17 protein-coding genes are annotated in these 19,146 nt (G+C 69.0%); 11 read left to right on the top strand and 6 right to left on the bottom strand.

Annotation, left to right across the window (positions count from 1 at the left end):
* Window positions 1-142 precede the first annotated feature (142 nt).
* The 4 genes from GXP74_RS36385 to istB all read left to right on the top strand — a co-directional run bounded on the left by GXP74_RS36385 (window position 143) and on the right by istB (window position 5,306).
* Window positions 143-2,341, top strand: a complete 2,199-nt coding sequence (locus tag GXP74_RS36385; protein WP_182455469.1) for a HEAT repeat domain-containing protein — start codon at window positions 143-145, stop codon at window positions 2,339-2,341.
* Between the two features lie 167 nt (window positions 2,342-2,508).
* Window positions 2,509-3,102: a DUF6338 family protein gene (locus GXP74_RS36380; RefSeq protein ID WP_182455468.1), complete on the top strand. Its 594-nt coding sequence runs from the start codon at window positions 2,509-2,511 to the stop codon at window positions 3,100-3,102.
* A gap of 93 nt (window positions 3,103-3,195) precedes the next feature.
* Window positions 3,196-4,464, top strand: a complete 1,269-nt coding sequence (gene istA / locus GXP74_RS36375) for an IS21 family transposase (protein ID WP_182455467.1) — start codon at window positions 3,196-3,198, stop codon at window positions 4,462-4,464.
* Window positions 4,464-5,306 (top strand): IS21-like element helper ATPase IstB, encoded by an 843-nt coding sequence (gene istB / locus GXP74_RS36370; protein WP_182449475.1) that lies wholly within the window; start codon window positions 4,464-4,466, stop codon window positions 5,304-5,306. Before istA ends, istB begins: the two co-directional genes overlap by 1 nt.
* A 583-nt stretch (window positions 5,307-5,889) precedes the next feature.
* Here istB and GXP74_RS36365 read toward each other — a convergent pair.
* The 5 genes from GXP74_RS36365 to GXP74_RS36345 all read right to left on the bottom strand — a co-directional run bounded on the left by GXP74_RS36365 (window position 5,890) and on the right by GXP74_RS36345 (window position 10,237).
* Window positions 5,890-7,077 carry a hypothetical protein gene (locus GXP74_RS36365; protein WP_182455466.1) on the bottom strand — a complete coding sequence of 396 codons (1,188 nt, stop codon included), beginning with the start codon at window positions 7,075-7,077 and terminating at the stop codon, window positions 5,890-5,892.
* A gap of 8 nt (window positions 7,078-7,085) precedes the next feature.
* Window positions 7,086-7,760 carry a histidine phosphatase family protein gene (locus tag GXP74_RS36360; RefSeq protein ID WP_182455465.1) on the bottom strand — a complete coding sequence of 225 codons (675 nt, stop codon included), beginning with the start codon at window positions 7,758-7,760 and terminating at the stop codon, window positions 7,086-7,088.
* 11 nt (window positions 7,761-7,771) lie between these two features.
* Window positions 7,772-8,779 carry a nucleotidyltransferase domain-containing protein gene (locus GXP74_RS36355; protein WP_225448441.1) on the bottom strand — a complete coding sequence of 336 codons (1,008 nt, stop codon included), beginning with the start codon at window positions 8,777-8,779 and terminating at the stop codon, window positions 7,772-7,774.
* A gap of 13 nt (window positions 8,780-8,792) precedes the next feature.
* Window positions 8,793-9,734: a phosphotransferase gene (locus GXP74_RS36350; RefSeq protein WP_225448440.1), complete on the bottom strand. Its 942-nt coding sequence runs from the start codon at window positions 9,732-9,734 to the stop codon at window positions 8,793-8,795.
* Window positions 9,735-9,952: 218 nt separating this feature from the next.
* Complete coding sequence (locus GXP74_RS36345) at window positions 9,953-10,237, bottom strand: hypothetical protein (RefSeq protein WP_225448439.1); 285 nt, start codon at window positions 10,235-10,237, stop codon at window positions 9,953-9,955.
* A gap of 435 nt (window positions 10,238-10,672) precedes the next feature.
* On the opposite strand from GXP74_RS36345, the gene GXP74_RS36340 reads away from it, so the two are divergent.
* Both GXP74_RS36340 and GXP74_RS36335 read left to right on the top strand, forming a co-directional pair.
* Window positions 10,673-12,016 carry a transcriptional regulator gene (locus GXP74_RS36340; protein WP_182455464.1) on the top strand — a complete coding sequence of 448 codons (1,344 nt, stop codon included), beginning with the start codon at window positions 10,673-10,675 and terminating at the stop codon, window positions 12,014-12,016.
* Between the two features lie 122 nt (window positions 12,017-12,138).
* On the top strand, window positions 12,139-12,708 hold the full coding sequence (locus GXP74_RS36335; RefSeq protein ID WP_225448438.1) for a peptide deformylase: 570 nt from the start codon (window positions 12,139-12,141) through the stop codon (window positions 12,706-12,708).
* Between the two features lie 36 nt (window positions 12,709-12,744).
* Here GXP74_RS36335 and GXP74_RS36330 read toward each other — a convergent pair whose 3' ends face one another.
* Window positions 12,745-13,242 carry a hypothetical protein gene (locus GXP74_RS36330; protein ID WP_182446352.1) on the bottom strand — a complete coding sequence of 166 codons (498 nt, stop codon included), beginning with the start codon at window positions 13,240-13,242 and terminating at the stop codon, window positions 12,745-12,747.
* Between the two features lie 255 nt (window positions 13,243-13,497).
* On the opposite strand from GXP74_RS36330, the gene hemL reads away from it, so the two are divergent.
* The 5 genes from hemL (at window position 13,498) to GXP74_RS36305 (ending at window position 19,144) form a co-directional block, all read left to right on the top strand.
* Window positions 13,498-14,829: a glutamate-1-semialdehyde 2,1-aminomutase gene (gene hemL, locus GXP74_RS36325; RefSeq protein WP_182455463.1), complete on the top strand. Its 1,332-nt coding sequence runs from the start codon at window positions 13,498-13,500 to the stop codon at window positions 14,827-14,829.
* A 295-nt stretch (window positions 14,830-15,124) separates the two neighbouring features.
* On the top strand, window positions 15,125-15,775 hold the full coding sequence (locus GXP74_RS36320) for a histidine phosphatase family protein (protein ID WP_182456885.1): 651 nt from the start codon (window positions 15,125-15,127) through the stop codon (window positions 15,773-15,775).
* A 160-nt stretch (window positions 15,776-15,935) separates the two neighbouring features.
* The gene (locus GXP74_RS36315; protein ID WP_182455462.1) at window positions 15,936-16,547 is read left to right on the top strand and encodes a TlpA disulfide reductase family protein; all 612 of its coding nucleotides are present in this window, start codon (window positions 15,936-15,938) and stop codon (window positions 16,545-16,547) included.
* Window positions 16,544-17,326, top strand: coding sequence for a cytochrome c biogenesis CcdA family protein (locus GXP74_RS36310; RefSeq protein ID WP_182455461.1), 783 nt, complete (start codon window positions 16,544-16,546; stop codon window positions 17,324-17,326). The genes GXP74_RS36315 and GXP74_RS36310 overlap by 4 nt, the downstream gene beginning before the upstream one ends.
* Before the next feature lie 3 nt (window positions 17,327-17,329).
* Entirely contained in the window at window positions 17,330-19,144 is a 1,815-nt protein-coding gene (locus tag GXP74_RS36305; RefSeq protein ID WP_182455460.1) for a cytochrome c biogenesis protein ResB, read from the top strand.
* The last annotated feature ends 2 nt before the right edge of the window (window positions 19,145-19,146 follow it).

Here is a 19,146-nt window from a genome sequence, read left to right as displayed (position 1 = left end):
GACGGGCTGGGACAGCCCGGGACCACTCGGGGCATTCGCCAGCTGGCCGAGGGCCCGACCTGGGAGGATGGCAGGTGTCCCTGGGCCTGCCCCAGAGACGAGCCTGAGGTGCCCCTGGGGCAGAGATCGAGGAAAGCCAGCGATGAGCGCATCAAAGGGAGACGGCACCGATGCAGCGCTTACACTCGGCGAATTCCTCCGGACCCAGGCTCAGGAGGCGGGCCTCAGCGCACGTGAGATCGCCCGTGCCTTCCAGCAGCGAGCCGACCGAGAGCAGGCGCGGATCGCGGCGGGGGCAGGCGGGCCGGTCGAGCCAGTGGACGGGATGAGCTTCTCCAAGTCGCACCTCGACCGCCTGTTCAAAAGCGGTGCCGTGCTGCCGTCCATCCGGTTCCTCGGGGTGTTCCTGGAGATCACCAGCGCCGCCGCCGGCCTGTCTTCGCAGCGCCACCAGACGCTGTGCCGGGAGGCGACGGAGCTGCTGACGAAGGCCCGGCGGCTGCGGGCCCGCTCAGCTGCCTTGCCGCAGCCACGGCTGCAACCGGAGCCGCCTACCACGGCGGCGGCCATCGCCACGCTCCAGGCGCAGCTCGACCTCGAACGGGCGCATCGCACTGGGGACCGCCTTCGCCGGGAGCTGAGCGACACCCAGGCACTGATGGGCACGCTGCTGCAGATCATCGAGGCGCTGCGGGACATCATCACCGAGCTCGACCTCGACCTGTTCGGCGCACCACGCACCGCCGGGAGGACAGTTCCGCGCTCGCTGGCCGAGCGGCAGCGCACTGAGGCGGTCGAGTACAAGGCGGTGGCGGAGGCAGAGTACGGCCGGGTCGACTATCGGCGGCGGGCGCTGGAGCTGCTGTGGGACCAGGCGCAGGGCAACCTGCGGCGGCTAGCCGCGCACGCCGACGTAGGGCACCTGCGGTCGCTGCCCGACCTCCCACTGCTGCCGCCTCGGAGCGTCCTTTCCCCCGGCCTTCACGCGGAGCCCGCGCTCGCGGACATCGCGACCGCCCTCGGCCAGGTCCAGGAGTACAACGATGCCGAAGAGCAGAAGATTAGTGAGCTGCGGCGCGCCCTCGTAGACAACGCACCGCTGGCCCCCGACGACGAACTAGCGATCCTGGTGGCAGCCACCCGCCTGAGCGACCCGCTCGCCCGCAACGCCGCCCTGCGAACCGTACTGGTGAGCTGGGCCCACCACCCGAGCACTCGCGATACCCTTCTGCGACTCGTCCATGACGACCAGCCTGCCATCCGATGCAGCGCGGCCTGGGGCCTGGCCGCAGCCTGGGCCGGGAACCCCGAGGCCCGGGACGCAGTCGCGGCGCTGGCCGGTGACCCCGAGCACCGCGTCCGGCAGATGGCGGCGCTGGGGCTGGTACACGGCTGGGCGGGCGACCACGCCGCACGGGACGCGCTGGCCCGGCTCGTCCAGCACGAGGATGCCGGAGTCAGGCATGTGGTGATGCAGGCCCTGGTTCAAGGGTGGGCGGATGATCCAGTGGTCCGCGACTGCCTGATTGCTCTGTCCTGCGACAGTGAGGTATTGGTCCGGGCGATTGCTGCGGAGTTCCTCGCCGAGGGCTGGACCGACGACGGGGTCGCACACGCCGTCCTCAGCTCCCTTTGTGACGATCCTGCGGAGTCCATCCGCTGGATCGCCAGACAGGGGCTAGCGCGCCAGGGCTATACCCCGGCCACCTCGTCCGTGACGACCAACGCCATTCTTCAGGCAGTCGAACTGCCACCCTCCTACCAGGAACTCGGGACCCTGCCGGTCGCCGAAGCGTTACGCCAGGGAATCAACTTCCACGAGGGGATCACCGTGCTCGTGGGCGCCAACGGCACCGGGAAGACCATCCTGCTAGAAGCCCTGGCCCTGTCGATGAACTCGAAGCGCTCTGCTCTCCCGATAGGCCAGCCGAGCTCGGCGAGCAAGGACCTCGCGAAGCACCTCCAGATCACCTGGAACGGCCAGCGGACGTCGTACAGTTGCCACTACCTCACCGACCGCACCGTCCCGGCTCGCGACCGCTATGCCTCCCGGCTGAAGCAGTGGCAGTTCTACCTGCGCTCCCTTGTCCAGTCGGACGGTGCGCCGAACAGGATTATCTTCATCGACGAGCCCGGTTTTCTGGATTCCATGGCGGAACGCGAGATCTTCGACGCACTCTCGGAACTCGCCGACCAGGGCTTCCAGCTGATCGTCACCTCGGCGCGAGCCCACACGACTGCCCTATCCGTGGCCCGCGTCATCGAGATTGACCGAAGCGCCCACCGTCCCGTCGCATTCGATCCAGCGAAGCTCCCCGACGGCCCAGCGCTGTTGATGTAGGCCAGCTTCTTTTCGATCTACCGTTCTGCCTGAGTCCACAGGTGTACAGGTGCCGCGACGGATCGCCAGCCATCGGGGAAGGCGAGCATCACGGTGTGGGCAGCGACCTAAGCAGGTCCAGCGATGTACGCGGTTCGCCTGACAAGAGCCCCCGCATCCGGTAAAAGGTGATCGTGACCATTCCCGATACACAGGCGCAGTTGCTAATTGTGCTCATGTTCGTTTTGCCGGGAGCCGTCTTCCAGGCTGCGAGATCGCGGCTTAGAGGGCCGACACCCAGTGATCAAAATGCCACCACGTTGATCTTGCGCGCCTTGTCTGTCAGCACGTTTCTGAACGCCCTGTACCTGGCGCTGTTCGGCTCGGCGCTGGTCAGGCTATATCGAACAGCGGCTGGAGTCGGCACCGGCGTCGCTCATCTCGGAGAGGTGCGGGCGGAGGGATTCATTGCGCTGGCTCTTCTCTTTCTGGTCCCGTCTGCGCTGGCAGCAGCCGACTATGGTCGGACCCGGGTGCCGTGGGTAGCTCTCCCGAACTGGCTTGGGCAACCTGCATGGTGGAGCCACCTTCGTGTCGCCTATGACAGCACCCCACAAGCGTGGGACTTCAGCTTCGTAGCGCGTGAGCCGTGCTTCGTGCGTGTTCTCACGGAAGGAAAATGGCTTGGAGGCTGGTACGGATTGAACTCGTACTCCAGCTCTTACCCTGAGTCCCGACAGCTCTATCTGGAGACCGCCTGGCAGAGTGTCGGCAACGGGTGAAATGGGGACCACGGACGGCGTATCAAAAGCGGGCCACTGGGTGATCTCTTGATCATTCTGACTTCATTGGGCTGGAGTCAGGAGGAAGAGAGGGTGATCCACGTGGAGGACTGGGCTGAGATTCGCCGGTTGCACCGGGCTGAGGGGTTGTCGGCCCGGGCGGTGGCCCGGCAGCTGGGGATTTCCAGGGGCACCGTGCTGCGGGCACTGGCCTCGGACCGGCCCCCGCAGTACCAGCGTCCGCTGAAGGGCTCGGCGGTGGACGCGGTCGAGCCCGCAGTCCGCGAGCTGCTCAGGCAGACCCCGACGATACCGGTGACCGTGATTGCGGAGCGGATCGGCTGGGAGCGCGGGCTGACGATCCTGAGTGAGCGGGTGCGTGAGCTGCGGCCGGCCTTCCTGCCGGTGGACCCGGTCTCGCGCACGGTCTACGAGCCCGGTGAGCTCGCGCAGTGCGACTTGTGGTTCCCCGCCGTCGACATCCCGCTGGGCTACGGCCAGTCGGGCCGCCCGCCGGTGCTGGTCATCGTGTCGGGCTACTCGCGGGTGATCACCGCCCGGATGCTGCCGTCGCGGCAGACCGGTGACCTGATCGACGGCCACTGGCGTCTGCTCGCCGACGGCTGGGCAGCGGTGCCCAAGATGCTGGTCTGGGACAACGAGGCCGGTGTCGGCAAGGGCAAGCTGACCAGCGAGTTCGCTGCGTTCGCGGGCCTGCTCGCGGTCAAGGTCCACCTCTGCCGGCCCCGGGACCCGGAAGCGAAAGGCCTGGTGGAGCGCGCGAACGGCTACCTGGAGACGAGCTTCGTGCCCGGCCGCACCTTCACCGGCCCCGACGACTTCAACACCCAGCTGAGCGCGTGGCTGCAGATCGCCAACCGGCGCCGGCACCGCTCCATCGACGCCCGCCCGGTGGACCGCTGGGAGGCCGACCGGGCCGCGATGCTGACCATCCCGCCGGTCACCCCACCGCACTGGTGGCGCTTCCACACCCGCATCGGCCGCGACCACTACATCCGCGTGGACACCAACGACTACTCCGTCCATCCCCGCGCGATCGGCAGGACGGTGATGGTCCGCACCGACAACGAGGAGATCACCGCCATCGCCGGCAACGACGTGGTGGCCCGCCATGCCCGCTGCTGGGCCAGGCACCAGTCGATCACCGACCCCGACCACGCCGCCGCGGCCCACGTCCTGCGCGGCGAGGTCATCCACCAAAAGGCCGCCCGAGCAGCCACCGCCCGCGCCGCGGCCCTGACCCCCGACAGCCTCGGCATCGACGTTGAACAACGCGAACTGGGCACCTACGACCGCATGTTCACCCTCATCGAGGGCGGCGCGGGCAAGGAGGACACCTGATGGCCCACACCACCACGACTACCGCAAACAACACCGGCGACAGGGCGAAAACGAACAGCCAGACCACCCGCACTGGTCGGCAGACCGCCGCCGACCTGGCCTTCCTCTCTCGCGCCATGAAAGCACCCGCCCTGCTGGACGCCGCTGAGCGGCTGGCCGAACGCGCCCAGACAGAGTCCTGGACCCACACCGAGTACCTGGTCGCATGCCTGCAACGCGAGGTCTCCGCCCGCGACTCCCACGGCGGCGAGGGCCGTATCCGCGCCGCCCGTTTCCCCGCCATCAAGACCATCGAGGAGCTCGACGTCACCCATCTGCGCGGCCTGACCCGCCAACAACTCTCCCACCTGGGAACATTGGACTTCATAGCGGCCAAGGAGAACGCCGTATTTCTGGGGCCGCCCGGGACCGGGAAGACACACCTGGCCACCGGCCTCGCGGTCAGGGCCTGCCAGGCGGGCCACCGGGTCGCGTTCGCCACCGCCGCCCAGTGGGTCGACCGCCTCGCCGCCGCCCACCAGGCCGGCCGCCTCCAGGACGAGCTGGTCCGGCTCGGCCGCTACCCGCTGATCGTGATCGACGAGGTCGGCTACATCCCCTTCGAGTCCGAGGCCGCGAACCTGTTCTTCCAGCTCATATCGAACAGATACGAAAGGGCCAGCGTGATCGTCACCAGCAACAAGCCCTTCGGACGCTGGGGAGAGACCTTCGGCGACGAGACCGTCGCCGCCGCCATGATCGACCGACTCGTCCACCACGCCGAGGTCCACTCCCTCAAAGGCGAGTCCTACCGCATGCGAGGCCGCGAACTCGGCCGCACCCCCACCACCGGCAACGACTGAACCCAACGAACGAGACCACACGATGGCCCACGATTGAACCGTTCAGACCGGCCCATTTTCAGCCGTTGCCGACACAGATGAGCGATGTTGGCGAGTTCGTTAAAGAGACGCCAAACTCGGAAGGAATCCATATCGATTGCGGCAATGCCGTTGTGGTCGAGTTCCTCAGGCCGACAACACCAGAGCCTGAAGCATCGCCTCCCAGTCCGTAGGCCGGTTGCCATTTCTTGCGTGGCACACTGGTCCTCAGGCCCCCGAAGCAGAATCGAGCGGAACATGGCAGACAACAAAAAAGTGGAGCGATCAGAGATCACCAAGGGGGGACGCCGAGCGGAGATCCGAGAGGGCTACCGTCCCCGGCAGCCTGCCCCGGTCCAGCCGCCTCAACCGGGCCCTAGCCCGACAGCTCAGGTGAAGCCCACACCGCCGCAGGGCTCAGGCTCTGCCACGACGGCGAGGTAAGCGGCGCTAGCGACGACTCGTGATCGCTTGCCGGGGCAGACCAGCCGATATGTTGGCCTGCCCTGGAGGCGGTCAACGAGTGCTGGTGACTTCTCGGTGCAGAACAGCGACTGCTCGTTCCTCAAGCCAGCCGTTGTGCTCGAAGCGATCTATGGGCCAAATCAGACCTGTCTCGCGTGGCCCCTTCGTGGCCCGCAAATGACCTACCTGCGGCCAGCACGGTCGCCAGCCTGTGTCTGCTGGTGATCCAGTCGGTGCCGCCGTTTTCGATTTCCTGCTGGACCGCCTGGATCGTGGCTGGGTCGGGCTCGGTGGGGCGGGCCAGGGTCGCGCGCATGAAGTGTTTGAAGAGGGCGGGGAGCTGTTGTGGGTGGGTCGCGCCCTTCTCCTTGAGTGAGACTAGCGGGAGGAACCAGGTCTCGAACGCTCTCGTGGTTTCCGCGCCGGCGCGGTATGCCTCGTAGACGGCCCGGAGGTCGGCCGTGTGGTCGTACGGCAGGTGACCGTGGAGGGCGTACCGCAGCCGGGTGCCGTCGTATGTCCGGAAGTGCTGTCCGTGGGCCGCGATGTGGTTGGCCGCGTTCTGGGTGATGGTCATCACGGCCACGTCGGCGTCGAGCCCTCGCGCGGCTGCCAGGACGGTGACGTGGAGGCTGACCCGGGGGTCCAGGACGAGGGCGGGCAGGCCGAGCGGGGCCAGGTCGATGCCATGGTCGCGGGTCCGGGACAGGATCAGGCGGGCGGGGGTATTGGCTGCGGTGTTCTGGAGATGCTTGGGCTGCTGGCGGTGGCTGGCGTGGATGTCCGAGCGGTCAAGGACAGGGCGGTCCTTGGCGAGGTGGGCGACGAGGTGCAGTCCGGTGCGGTCCTGGGTAGCGGTGCTGCCGCAGGCGTTGCAGGGGTGGCCGCCGCTGCCGGTCAGGTGGCCGCAGACCCGGCAGGTTGGGACGGTCTCGCGGCTGATGGTCAGGGCACCGGTACGCAGGTTGGCCTCGACCATCTCCATGGCCAACTCGGCGACCTCGCTGGAGGTGTCGGTGACGACGCCTGCGGCTGGTGGCGGGTCGGGCGGGTACTTGGCGGCGATGAGGTCGGCTTCGAAGGCTTCGCGGGTGAGCGTGGTGTCGTTGAGCTGGCGGTACCGGAGGTCTCCGGCCAGCGTCACGGTGTTCCACAGGTGCGGCGCGGTCGGTGCGCCGATGATGGCGTTCAGGGCCGCTGCGAGGCGGATGCCCACGGCTTTCCCCGGCTTGGACTGGAAGGTGAAGGGCCCGTTCTGGACGGGGCCGTTGAGGAACAGGTGCCGCACGAGACCTCCTAGATCGGCGGGATGACCGTCCCGGTTCGGACGAAGCGCCCGTCCCGCAGGCTGTAATGGAGGATCGCGGCGTTGGGCAGCTTGGCCTGCCTCTCCTCCGCGAGGACTTCGGGCAGGGGGCGGCCTTCGAGCAGCGAGCGCAGTGCCACGGCCGTGGTCTGGTGGGTGAAGGCGACGACCGCACTGGCTGAGCGGAGTTCGCTCTGGGCCTGCGCGGCGAATGCGGCGGCCCGTCGGCGGACGCCCTCAGCGAGGGACTCGCCCGCGCCCGGGGCCGTCCACAGGTGCTTGCGCTCGCGGCGGACCTCGGCCTGGTCCGGGTAGGTGGCGAACAGTTCGCGCTTGGTCATGTAGGTGGCGTCCCCGTAGTGCTGTTCGTCCAGCAGGGCCGTCTGCTGGTGACGGCCGTTGGGGAGGTCGGGCAGCGCGATCAGTGCGGTGTCGATCGCCCTGCGGTAGGTCGAGGTGTAGACGTGCGGCTCGTCTCCCGCGAGGGCAGGGAGTAGGTCGGCGAGCCACCTGGCCTGGCGGAAGCCGCGTGGTGTCAGGCCGACTAGGTCGTGGGAGATCCAGTGGGCGGCGGCTCCGCCGTAGGGGCGTGGGTCCTGGTAGAAGCCGTGGTGCTTGGTGGCGTTCTCGACGGACTCGGCGTGGCGGATGATCAGCAGCGGCATGGGCGTGGTTCCTAGCCGGCCAGGTTGGCGACGTAGGAGCCGCTGACGCTCCAGGGGGTCAGCTCGATGCCGAAGCCGCTGTGCTCGCCGTCCTGGGTGTGGACGAGCTTGCCGGACAGGTGGACCGTGTCGCCGCTTCGGAAGGCGCCGGTGTAGGCGCCCAGGTAGGAGCGCATGTGGGTGATCCTGCGGGCGAAGGAGTCCGGCTCGTCGATGGTCGAGCTGAGGATGGTCTTGACCTTGATCCTGTAGACGGCCGGTGTCGTCAGTCCTTCGCTGTGGTCAGTGATCTTCGCGAGGAGCGAGACCTCACCGATCTCCTTGGAAGAGACCTGGGAGAAGGTCCGGTCGCGGTCGGCGCGGATGGGCTCACAGTTGATGTGCGCGCCGCTGCCTGCCGTCAGCCCTTGGAGCTTGCGCCGCTCCTGCCTGATGAGCGCGTCGAACGAGCACCCCTCCATGTACTTGGCCCGGCGGATGTACAGGCGGGTGAGATCGTCGCCCTCGTAGGGCCTGATCAACTCGGTTTGCTGGAAGAGGTCTTGTGCGGCCTGGTAGCCCTGCGGGCCGTAGCAGACGAGGTCGATGTCGGAGCGCTCGTTGTAGCAGCCCACGAGGAACGAGCCGGTGACGCCGATGAGCCCCTGCGCCTCGTCGGCCATGACCCACTCGGTGATCGACAGGAGGTCGTGGCCCGCCGGGTTGTCGGCCACCAGGCCGGGTTCGGCGTGGATCGCCTGGCGGCAGGAGTAGTGGACTGCGATGTCCTCGCGCGGGATGCCGGTGATGACGCACCCGAGGGTGTCGGAGTACACGTAGCACTCGGGCCTGCCGGCCAGGATGCCGAAGGACTTCGACACGACGCTGTTCTGCCGGTAGGTCTGGCCGAACAGCCTGCGGTCGCCCTTCTCGTCGGGGTGGTACTTCACGTAGCCCAGATAGTGGCTGCCGGGGTGGCTGTCGCCGATGACCTTGAAAACGACGCCGTGGTGGTCCATCAGGTAGTCGCGGTCCCGCACGGCGGGGATGGGGCTACCGGTGATCGGCGGTGAACTGGTCCAGCGTGGGGAAGGCTCCGGTGTCGATCGTGCCGGACGATTCATACTGATCAAGTCCCATCGTGAAAAGGGCTCGGCGGTAGTGCCACTTGATGTGCTTGTCTGGCCGGGCGGGCTCAGCCGGTCGCATCAACGCGAGGAAGAAGAAGCACTTGACCAGCAGGAACTCGCCCAGGTATCCGCTCACGCGCGGGACGGCGAGTGCGGTGGCGGTCGTGTCGAGCGCGGAGACGTAGGCGGTGCGCTGCTCGGGGGTGATGCGGTATCCCTTGTTGCCGCCCTTGAAGGCCACGATGTCGAGCGCGGGGTAGACGTCGTAGCCCAGTGGGACGGGCCCGTGGTGCTGCCAGTCGATGACACCGGCCGGTAGGACGTTGGGCAGGCCGTAGTCCAGGTGCCCGTGGACCGTCGGGAGCTGTGCCAGCCGGTCAAGGGCGCGTTCGACGGTGTCGTGGACTCGTGCGGAGTCGAAGTCCGGGTTCTCCTCGAAGACGTCCTTAGCGAAGGCGGCCCGTTCGAACCAAGGGGAGGCGAGCAGGGGATGCCTCGCCTCGGCCAGCAGCAGTTCGGAAGCGACGGCTGCCGCCTGGCCGATCACCTCGTCGCTGACCTGTCCATAGCGCTGCGCGTCGGCCAGGGCGTGATCGTGCAGCGAGGCGTCGCCCAGGGAGCGCTCCGTGACGTAGAAGCGCCCGTTCTCTGTTCCGCTGTCGATGATCTCCGGGACCGGGTAGCCGAGATCAGTGGCGAGCCGCTGGAACTCGCCTTCCTCCCGCAGGTCCTCGCCGCCGGTCCGCTTGTAGAGCAAGCCGTTCGTTGACCGCCACACCGCGCCCCGTGTGGCCGTTCTGTCCTTCACGAACTCCCAGTCGCCCATCTGTCCATCCTTGTACGGATCTGAGTTCAGGTAGAGCATGCGCGGCTGATCTGAAACAGCTGTGATGGAGCGTCAGGGGCCCTGGGCCGGATGATCGGGTGCGGTCGCCGGAGCAGGGCCGACCGGGAGCTTGGTAGGCGCATAGGGGTCGGGCGTACGGGCGGTCAGCGCGAGCAGTGCCAAGGCCACAGCCGAGAATGCGGTCCATGCCGTGCCCAAGGCCGCGCTGACGCGGTCAGGGGCTGCGTGCCGTCCGTTCACCTGCCGGACTCCCGACGCTGGGCGATCGCCTGGTCCAACTTGATCCGGAAAAGCTCGACTTGTCCGGGAGTCAGGATGAGGAGCGCCTCAAGGGCCGTGCCGTCCGAGTAGTGGATCTCCACGGGCAGGGCTGCCTGCTCGGCACGGGAGTCATACCTCACGTCTCGCCGCTGTGGCGCCTCCTGCGTGACCCGCAGGACCTGCGGACTTGGCGTGCCGCACGCCGTCAGCGGGATCGGAGCCGACTCGGCGACGGTGCGCCGACGGTCGGCAGGGGTCATCGCTGGAACCCTCCGTTCGGGAGGTCTCCCCAGGTTCCACGCCGTGCGACCAGGGACAGGGCGACGTGATCATCAACGGAGTACTCGCGGCTGCCGTACCGGGGGCGCAGGACCTGCTGTCCTCCACGGATGTCCGTAACGACCAACTGGCTACCGTGCTGGTTCCGGACGAGGTCACCGATCTGCGGGCCGTCGATTGCTTGAGCGGAGGTAGGTGGGGACAAGGCGCTTCTCCTGGTGGAGGTGGGGGCACTGATTCCGGTGCGGACACCTCTGAATCCCGGGGAGAGCCTGCGGTGGTGTCCGGTGACTACTGAACGCCCAGATGCTCAGTACCGGAACGTTTCTAGGGGGTTTCTCCCTGTGGAGCAGCAGATCAGGCTGCCAGGGGGCTGGGTACGCTCGGAGGTAGGGCCACAGGGAGACGGTGACGCCATGTCTGACACCGCAGCGCATCCACTGACGTACTTACGCCAGAGCTATGGCTGGGGGCCGGTCGAGTTCGCGCGCTTGCTGAACGAGCTTGCCGCCGTTCGGAAGTTGAACATCGCCTGCAACCGCTCCACTGTGTGGAAGTGGGAGCACGGCCAGGTCCCCGACGAGCCGACGCAGGGTCTCATCGCCGATCTGATCGGCCTTGCGGACCACCAATGGCGTTACGAGGAATGGCCGTTGTGGCTGCCGGTGTGGGAGGTGCCGGGTCTGCGGGCATCCTGGGATACCCCGGGTACCGTGGATGCATTGGCACACCTGAACGGGAGTGGGCTCATGGACCGTCGAGGATTCGTCACGATCACGGGGGCCGCCCTGGTGGCCCTTGCCGCAAGCTGGGCTGACGCGCCGTCCGCCTTTGCCTCCGCCCTGGATGGCGACCGCGTGACCGACGCCATGGTCACCACCATCGAGCAGCGCGTGGATACCCTGCGCTCCCTGGATGCCCAAATGGGCGGCGCTCGCCTGCTGGAGCAGGCCCGGGGTGACCTCTCGCTGATCACCGGGCTTCTTCAGGGCGGCCGGTACACCGAGCAGGTCGGCGGCCGACTGCATGCCCTGGCTGCCCGGGTCTGCTATCTGACCGGATGGATGGCCTTCGACACCGGTCTGCACTCCGCCGGGCAGCAGTACTACGTCGGCGCCCTGCGCGCCTCGCGCACAGCGGGCGACGGAGCCTTCGGCGCGTTCATCCTCGCCGAGATGGGCATCCACGTAGCCGAGGCCGGCCACCCCCGCGACCGCGTCCACCTGATCACCACCGCCATCGACAACGCTCCCAAGTCCCTCGCCCCGGCTGTCGGCTCCTTCCTGCACGTCCACCAGGCAGTTGCCCTCGCCGGCGAGGGCCGCCACGAGCGGGCCGGGGCCTCCTTCAGCCGCGCGGTGACCCTCTGGGACCGGCACCAGACCACCGGCGAAGACCGGCCCGACTGGCTCGCCTGGTACGGCCCGGCCCAGATGGCCTCCAGCGAAGGCAAGCTCCTCCTCGCCTCCGGCCAGTACGACAAGGCCACAGCGTCCCTGGAGGACTCGGTCAACCAGGCCGTACCCCGCGACGCCGCCGTCCGGTCCGCCCGCCTGGCCGAAGCACGCCTGCTCGGCAAGGACCTCGACGGTGCCCTGGACGCCGCGAACCAGGGAGCGGCGCTCCTGGAAAGCCGCGTCTCCTCCGCCCGCGCGACCAGCCGCCTTCAGGGGTTCAGCGCCAAGCTCAGCCCCTACCGGCGCGAAGCCCGGGTCGCCGAATTCCGCGACCGTCTCAGCGCCCTGCCCACCCCGGCATAAGGGCCCGACTGCGCTATGCCCGTCGTCGGGCCGCCCGCTCCAGCTGCCCTGTTAGGGGTGGGTCGACGGCGATCCGCCCTCCGGGCGCGTCCTGAACGGGAACGTGATGATGGGGAGTTCGGGTGATCCAGGTGCAGCCCAGCCAGCGGATGCGCGACCTCGGCGTGGTCCAGTACGGCGCCGAGATCCTGGAGCAGCCAGCCCGTCGGTTCGACCTGCCCGCCGAGCGCCCGGAAGCTGAAGCGGCCGTGGACCGGCTGTTCGCGTCGCTCGACCCGATCGGCCAGGTTCACTCCTTCGCCAAGGGTATGGGCATCGCCGCCCCCCAGCTCGGCATCGACCGAGCCGCCGCCGTGGTCCAGCCCGCCGAACCCGGAGCCCCGGCGATCGTGCTGCTGAACCCCCGCATCATCGACAGTTCGGTGGACAGCGACGAGCAGTACGAGGGCTGTCTCTCGTTCTTCGACGTCCGTGGACTGGTCCCGCGTCCGCTGACCATCACCGTGGAGACCACCACCTTGGACGGCGGCACTGCTGTCACTCACTACGAGCGCGGCCTGGCCCGGCTGGTCCACCACGAGATCGACCACCTCGACGGCCTGCTCTACCTCGCCCGCATGCGCGCAGGCGTGCAACCCCTGCCCGTCGAGGAGTACCGGCAGGTCGGCCGTGCTTGGAGCTACGAGGCCTAGCCGCCGGTGATCGCCGGGAATCGGTGAACCCGCAGGTCAGGGCCACATCAGGCAGTAGAGCTGGTGGCCTGCGTCGTGGAGGCGGGAGGCGAAGTCCTGCCACTCGTGGAGCATCTGGTAGATGACGAAGGCGTCGCGGGGGCCTCGGCGGTCGGGGACGGTGGACCAGATGAAGGCGGCGGTGCCGAGTTCGGCCTCGTCGGCCTTGCGGAGGGGTTCGACGACCGAGTGGGGGAGCTGGAAGACGGCGTAGTCGGGGTGGAGGACGACCAGTTCCAGCGGGGGGACGGCGGAGAGGGGGATGCCCTCGATGCCGGTGAGCACCATCGCGCTCATCGTCTCCGGCTTGATCTTGGTCGACAGGCTGCCGCTGATCGACTCCTCGGAACCGTCCTGGCCGAAGAGTTCGCCGAGGCGCCCGAGGGTGCCCAGTTCGCCTGCGTCCAAGCCGAGGCCGTCGCGGCCGAGGGCGGTGGGGACGCGAGCTGCGGTCGCGCGGTCGGGTGCGCCGAAGTACTTGTAGGTCACCCCCATGCCACCACCCCTTGATCCCGTGCTGCTCTCACTGCTGTGACTGCCGTGGCGCCCGTTTCTGCGCGCAGCCCTGGACGAACCGTCGGACCCATCGCGCGCGTCGGACACCGCTGACCATCCTTACTGGCAGTCACCCATTTGCCAACAGTGAGCGGGCAGGCGGCTGTGCACTGCGGCCCGATCATCGTCCCAGATGATCGGCCAGGACATGCCGAGTGACGGGCAGCGATTTTTGAAAGACGCAGATTTGAGACTATGTGTGGCGTGACCTACCCGTACGAAGCACCCGAGTCCCAGAAACTCTTCGCGCGCGCCTCCGTGGTGACCCCCGGTGGCGTCAACTCGCCCGTCCGCGCCTTCCGCGCGGTGGGCGGAACGCCCCGGTTCATGGTGTCCGGCCAGGGCCCCTACCTCACCGACGCCGACGGCCGCGAGTACGTTGACCTGGTGTGTTCCTGGGGACCGATGATCCTCGGCCACGCGCACCCGGCCGTCATCGAGGCGGTCCAGGCGGCCGTGGCCCAGGGCACCTCCTTCGGCACGCCCGGTATCGGCGAGGTGGAGCTGGCCGAGGAAATTGTGAGCAGAGTCACTCCGGTCGAGCAGGTGCGGCTGGTGTCGTCCGGCACCGAGGCGACCATGTCGGCGATCCGGCTGGCGCGCGGCTTCACCGGGCGCTCCAAGATCGTCAAATTCGCGGGCTGCTACCACGGACATGTGGACGCGCTGCTGGCCGCCGCCGGTTCCGGGCTCGCCACCTTCGCGCTGCCGGACACGCCCGGCGTCACCGGCGCCACCGCGGCCGACACCATCGTCCTCCCCTACAACGACCTGGACGCGGTCCGGGCCGCCTTCGCCGCCCATCCCGGTGAGATCGCCTGCGTGATCACCGAGGCGTCGCCGGGCAACATGGGCGTCGTCCCGCCGCTGCCCGGCTTCAACGCCGGACTGGCGAAGCTGTGCCAGGAGGGCGGCGCGCTCTTCATCTCGGACGAGGTGATGACCGGCTTCCGGGTCTCCCGGGCCGGCTGGTACGGGCTGGAGGCCGCGAACGAGGGCTGGGCGCCGGACCTGCTGACCTTCGGCAAGGTCATGGGCGGCGGCTTCCCGGCGGCGGCCTTCGGCGGGCGCGCGGACGTGATGGCGCACCTCGCCCCGGCCGGGCCGGTCTACCAGGCGGGCACGCTCTCCGGGAACCCGGTCGCGACCGCCGCCGGGCTGGCCCAGCTGCGCGGCTGCACCGACGAGGTGTACGCGACCGTGGACCGGGTCTCCGCCGAGATCTCCGGCCTGGTCGGCGCCGCCCTGAGCAAGGAGGGGGTGGCCCACCGGGTGCAGCACGCGGGCAGCATGTTCTCGGTCTTCTTCACCGACGAGACGGTCACCGACTACGACGCGGCCCGCCGCCAGGAGGCATTCCGCTTCACCGGCTTCTTCCACGCCATGCTGGAGCGGGGCGTGTACCTGCCGCCGTCGGCGTTCGAGTCCTGGTTCGTGTCGGCGACGCACGACGACCGCGCGATCGAGCGGATCGCGGCGGCGCTGCCGGCGGCGGCCCGGGCGGCGGCGGAGGCCACCGCCGGGTGACGGCGGGGCGACCGGCCCGCTCCACCTCACCCCCGACCGGGCGGCGGGGGTGAGGCGGAGCGGGCCGGTCGCCGGGCGGCTGCTGGGCGATACTGGCGTCGCCGCGGCAGCGGTAGCGGCACAGCGGGGCGGTCGAGCGGCCGAGCAGGGCAGGCGCAGAGCAGGGCAGGCGAGTAGTGGGCCGGGCCGGGGGCGTCCCGGGCCGGTGGTGTTCCGAACCGAGCAGCATCCCGAAGGAGCAGTCCAGGTGAGCAGCCGAACCGACTCAGCGAACGACGTCACCGTCGTCCATCTCATGCGGCACGGCGAGGTGCACAACCCGGAGGGTGTGCTGTACGGGCGGCTGCCCGACTACCACCTCTCCGAGCTGGGCAAGGAGATGGCCGAGCGGGTCGCCGAGCACCTGAGCGGACGCGACATCACCCACGTGGTGGCCTCGCCGCTGGAGCGGGCGCAGGAGACCGCCGCGCCGATCGCCGCCGCGCACGGGCTGGTCACGGCGGTGGACCCGGGGCTGATCGAGGCCGAGAACATCTTCCAGGGCAAGACCTTCGGCGTCGGCGACGGCTCGCTGCGGAACCCCGGCTACTGGAAGTACCTGACCAACCCGTTCCGCCCGTCCTGGGGTGAGCCGTACATCGAGCAGGTGGTACGGATGGTGGGGGCGCTGAACGCGGCCCGGGACGCCGCCCGGGGCCATGAGGCGGTCTGCGTCAGCCACCAGCTGCCGATCTGGGTCACCCGCTGCTTCACCGAGCACCGGCGGCTGTGGCACGACCCGCGCAAGCGGCAGTGCTCGCTGGCCAGCCTGACCAGCTTCACGTACCACGGGGACACCATCGTGTCGATCGGCTACAGCGAGCCCGCGCGGGATCTGCTGCCCGCGCACCTGGCCGGGAAGGGCCGCCGGGGCGACGCTCCGGTCGCCAAGAGCTTCGGCGCCTGAGCACCTGTTCGAACACGCGTCGTAGCAGGTCAGGGTCTGTGCCACGACCTGACGGCGGGGGCAGTGAAACCGCTCAAAATACCCATGCGAAACTCTTCACATGCGCCCCCGCCTGACCCCAAGCCCTACCCCCCGCCTGACCCCGCGCCCGAGCAAGGGCATGAGCGAGCGTGCCGGCCTGCGCCCGTCACCGCGCACCCTGGTCGCCGCGCTCGCGGTGGCGTCGGCGCTGGCCCTGGCCGGCTGCTCGTCGACCGGCTCCTCCTCCAGCGACAGCAGCAACACGTCCTTCGTGAAGGGCGACGGCGAGGTCACCACGGTCGCGGCGGCCCACCGGGGCAGCGCCATCAGCCTCTCCGGCAAGGACCTGAACGGGCAGCAGCTCGCCCTCTCCTCCTTCCGCGGCAAGGTCGTGGTGATCAACGTCTGGGGGTCCTGGTGCGGGCCCTGCCGGGCCGAGGCGTCCGGGTTCGAGCAGGTCTACCAGGCCCAGCAGGGCAAGGGCGTGGCGTTCCTCGGCATCGACACCCGGGACCTCCAGGAGCCGGAGGCGCAGGCCTTCGTCAGCTCGCACGGGCTGACCTACCCGAGCCTGTACGACCCGGACGGCTCGCTGCTGCTGCACTTCCCGGCGGGCAGCCTCGACCCGCAGGCCATCCCGTCCACGCTGATCCTGGACCGGCAGGGGCGGATCGCGGTCCGCGCCCTGGAGCCGCTGGAGGGCAGCCAGTTGACCCAGCTGCTGGCACCGGTGCTCGCGGAGAAGTCGTGAGCGCCGCCGCTCCGGTACTCCTGGCGTTCGCCCCGAACCAGACGGTGGCCTCCGGGGCACTGGTACTGGCCATCCCGGTGGCCCTCTTCGGCGGCCTGGTCTCGTTCTTCTCCCCGTGCGTGCTGCCGCTGGTGCCCGGGTACCTCTCGTACGTCACCGGCTTCTCGGCGGTGGACCTGGCCGACGCCGAGGGGCGCAGGCGCGGCCGGGTACTCCTCGGCGCGCTGCTGTTCGTGCTCGGCTTCACCGTGGTCTTCGCCTCGCTGGGCGCCTCCTTCGGCTACTTCGGCAACCACCTGCTGGCGCACCAGACGCTGATCGACCGGATCACCGGGACGCTCACCGTGCTGATGGGCCTGGCCTTCATGGGCTTCCTGCCGGGCTTCAGCCAGCGGGAGCTGCGCAGCCACCGCAAGCCGGTGGTCGGCCTGATCGGCGCGCCGCTGCTCGGCGCGGTGTTCGGGCTCGGCTGGACGCCCTGCATCGGCCCGACCCTGGCCGCGGTGGAGGCGCTCTCCTTCAACCAGGGCAGCGCCGGCCGGGGGGCGCTGCTCAGCGTCTGCTACTGCCTGGGCCTCGGTCTCCCGTTCATCGTCGCGGCACTGGCCTTCCGCCGGGCGCTGGGGGCATTCGGGTGGATCAAGAAGCACTACCAGTGGGTGATGCGGATCGGCGGCGGCATGCTCGTCCTGGTCGGTCTGATGCTGGTCACGGGGCTTTGGGCGCAGCTGGTGGCACAGCTGCGGTATTCGACCGCCGGCTTCACGTTGGGAATCTGAAACATGAGCGACAGTCCGGGGACCGACGCCAGCGAGCTGGGCGCGGCAGACGAGACGCCGGAGCCGGGCGGGCGGACGCGGCCGGAGGTCGGTGACGAGCAGACCGAGCTCGCCGCCGCCGAACGGCTCAGCAGCGCGCCGCGCGAGGAACCGGCCGAGGCGACGGTCGGCGGCGAGGTCGTCGGCATCGGCGTGTTCGGCTGGCTGCGCTGGGGCTGGCGGCAGCTGACGTCCATGCGGATCGCGCTGATCCTGCTGTTCCTGCTGTCGCTGGCGGCGGTTCCGGGCTCGCTGGTGCCGCAGACCTCGGCCAGCCAGATCAACGTCGACAACTTCCACACCAACCACAAGCTGCTGTCGCCGGTCTTCGACAAGCTGCAGATGTTCGACGTCTACGGCTCGTGGTGGTTCTCGGCGGTCTACCTGCTGCTGTTCATCTCGCTGCTCGGCTGCATCATCCCGCGGACCTGGCAGTTCGTCGGCGTGCTGCGGTCCCGGCCGCCGGCGGCGCCGCGGCACCTGGTCCGGCTGCCGGTGTACGCGACCTGGCGCACCAGCGCCGACGCGGACGCGGTGCTCGCCGCGTCCGAGTCGCTGCTGCGCCGGCGCCGGTTCCGCACCTCGCGCGCGACCGGAGCGGGCGGCTCCGGTGGCTCCGGCGGTTCCGGCGGCGACTCGGTGACCTCGGAGAAGGGGTACCTGCGCGAGGTCGGCAACCTGCTGTTCCACATCTCGCTGATCGCGATGCTGATCGCGTTCGCGGTGACCAAGCTGTTCGGCGGCATGGGCACGGTGGTCGTGGTCGAGGGCGACGGCTTCAGCAACAACGTCTCCATGTACGACGACTTCTTCCCGAGCGCGTTCTACACCGCGGACAGCCTCGACCCGTTCTCGTTCACGCTGAACAGCTTCACCGCGACGTACCAGACCAGCGGTGACCAGATGGGCACGCCGCGGACCTACTCCGCGAACATCACCTACCAGACCGGTGACAGCGGCAGGCAGAAGAGCGGCGTGATCCACGTCAACGACCCGCTGAAGATCGGCAGCAGCAACGTCTACCTGACCGCGCACGGCTACGCGCCGGTGGTCCGGGTGACCAACGCCGCCGGGAAGGTCATCTTCGACGGCCCGACCGTGTGCCTGCCGCAGGACGCCAACGTCACCTCGCTCTGCGCGATCAAGGTCGCCGACGGCTACACCACCAAGACCGGGCAGAGCACCCAGCTCGGCTTCTCCGGCTTCTTCGCGCCGACCCAGTCGACCGACACCAACTCGGGACCGCAGTCGGTCTTCCCGGCGATGTACAACCCGAAGCTGTTCCTCGCCATATACCACGGTGACCTGGGCGTGGACTCCGGCATCCCGCAGAGCGTCTACACCCTCGACACCACCCACATGACCCAGTACAAGGTGGCCGGGGCGCCGCTCTCGGTGGCCCTCGTCCCGGGCGGCGGCCTGAAGCTGCCCGACGGCGGCACGCTCACCTTCGAGGGCACCAAGCAGTGGGTGAACTTCACCATCGCCCACAACCCCGGCACGTCCGCCGCGCTGATCAGTTCGGTGCTGGCGATCCTCGGCCTGATCGGCTCGCTGTTCATCCAGCGCCGCCGGATCTGGGTCCGCGCGGTCACCGGCGCCGACGGCAGCACCATCGTCGAGGTGGCCGGTCTCGCCCGCAGCGAGTCCGCCCGGATCGCCGAGGAACTCGCCGACATCGCACTCGCCCTGCAGGACACGGCCCCGGCCGACGTCCCCGCAGCCGACTCCGCCGACACCGGAGCCCCCCTCGCCGACCTCACCTCCAGCAAGGACTGATC

Origin of the sequence: Streptacidiphilus sp. P02-A3a (genome assembly GCF_014084105.1) — a bacterium.
Lineage (GTDB): Bacteria > Actinomycetota > Actinomycetes > Streptomycetales > Streptomycetaceae > Streptacidiphilus.
Note: the sequence above shows the minus strand (reverse complement) of the source record. Positions and strands in the feature narration are given on the sequence as shown.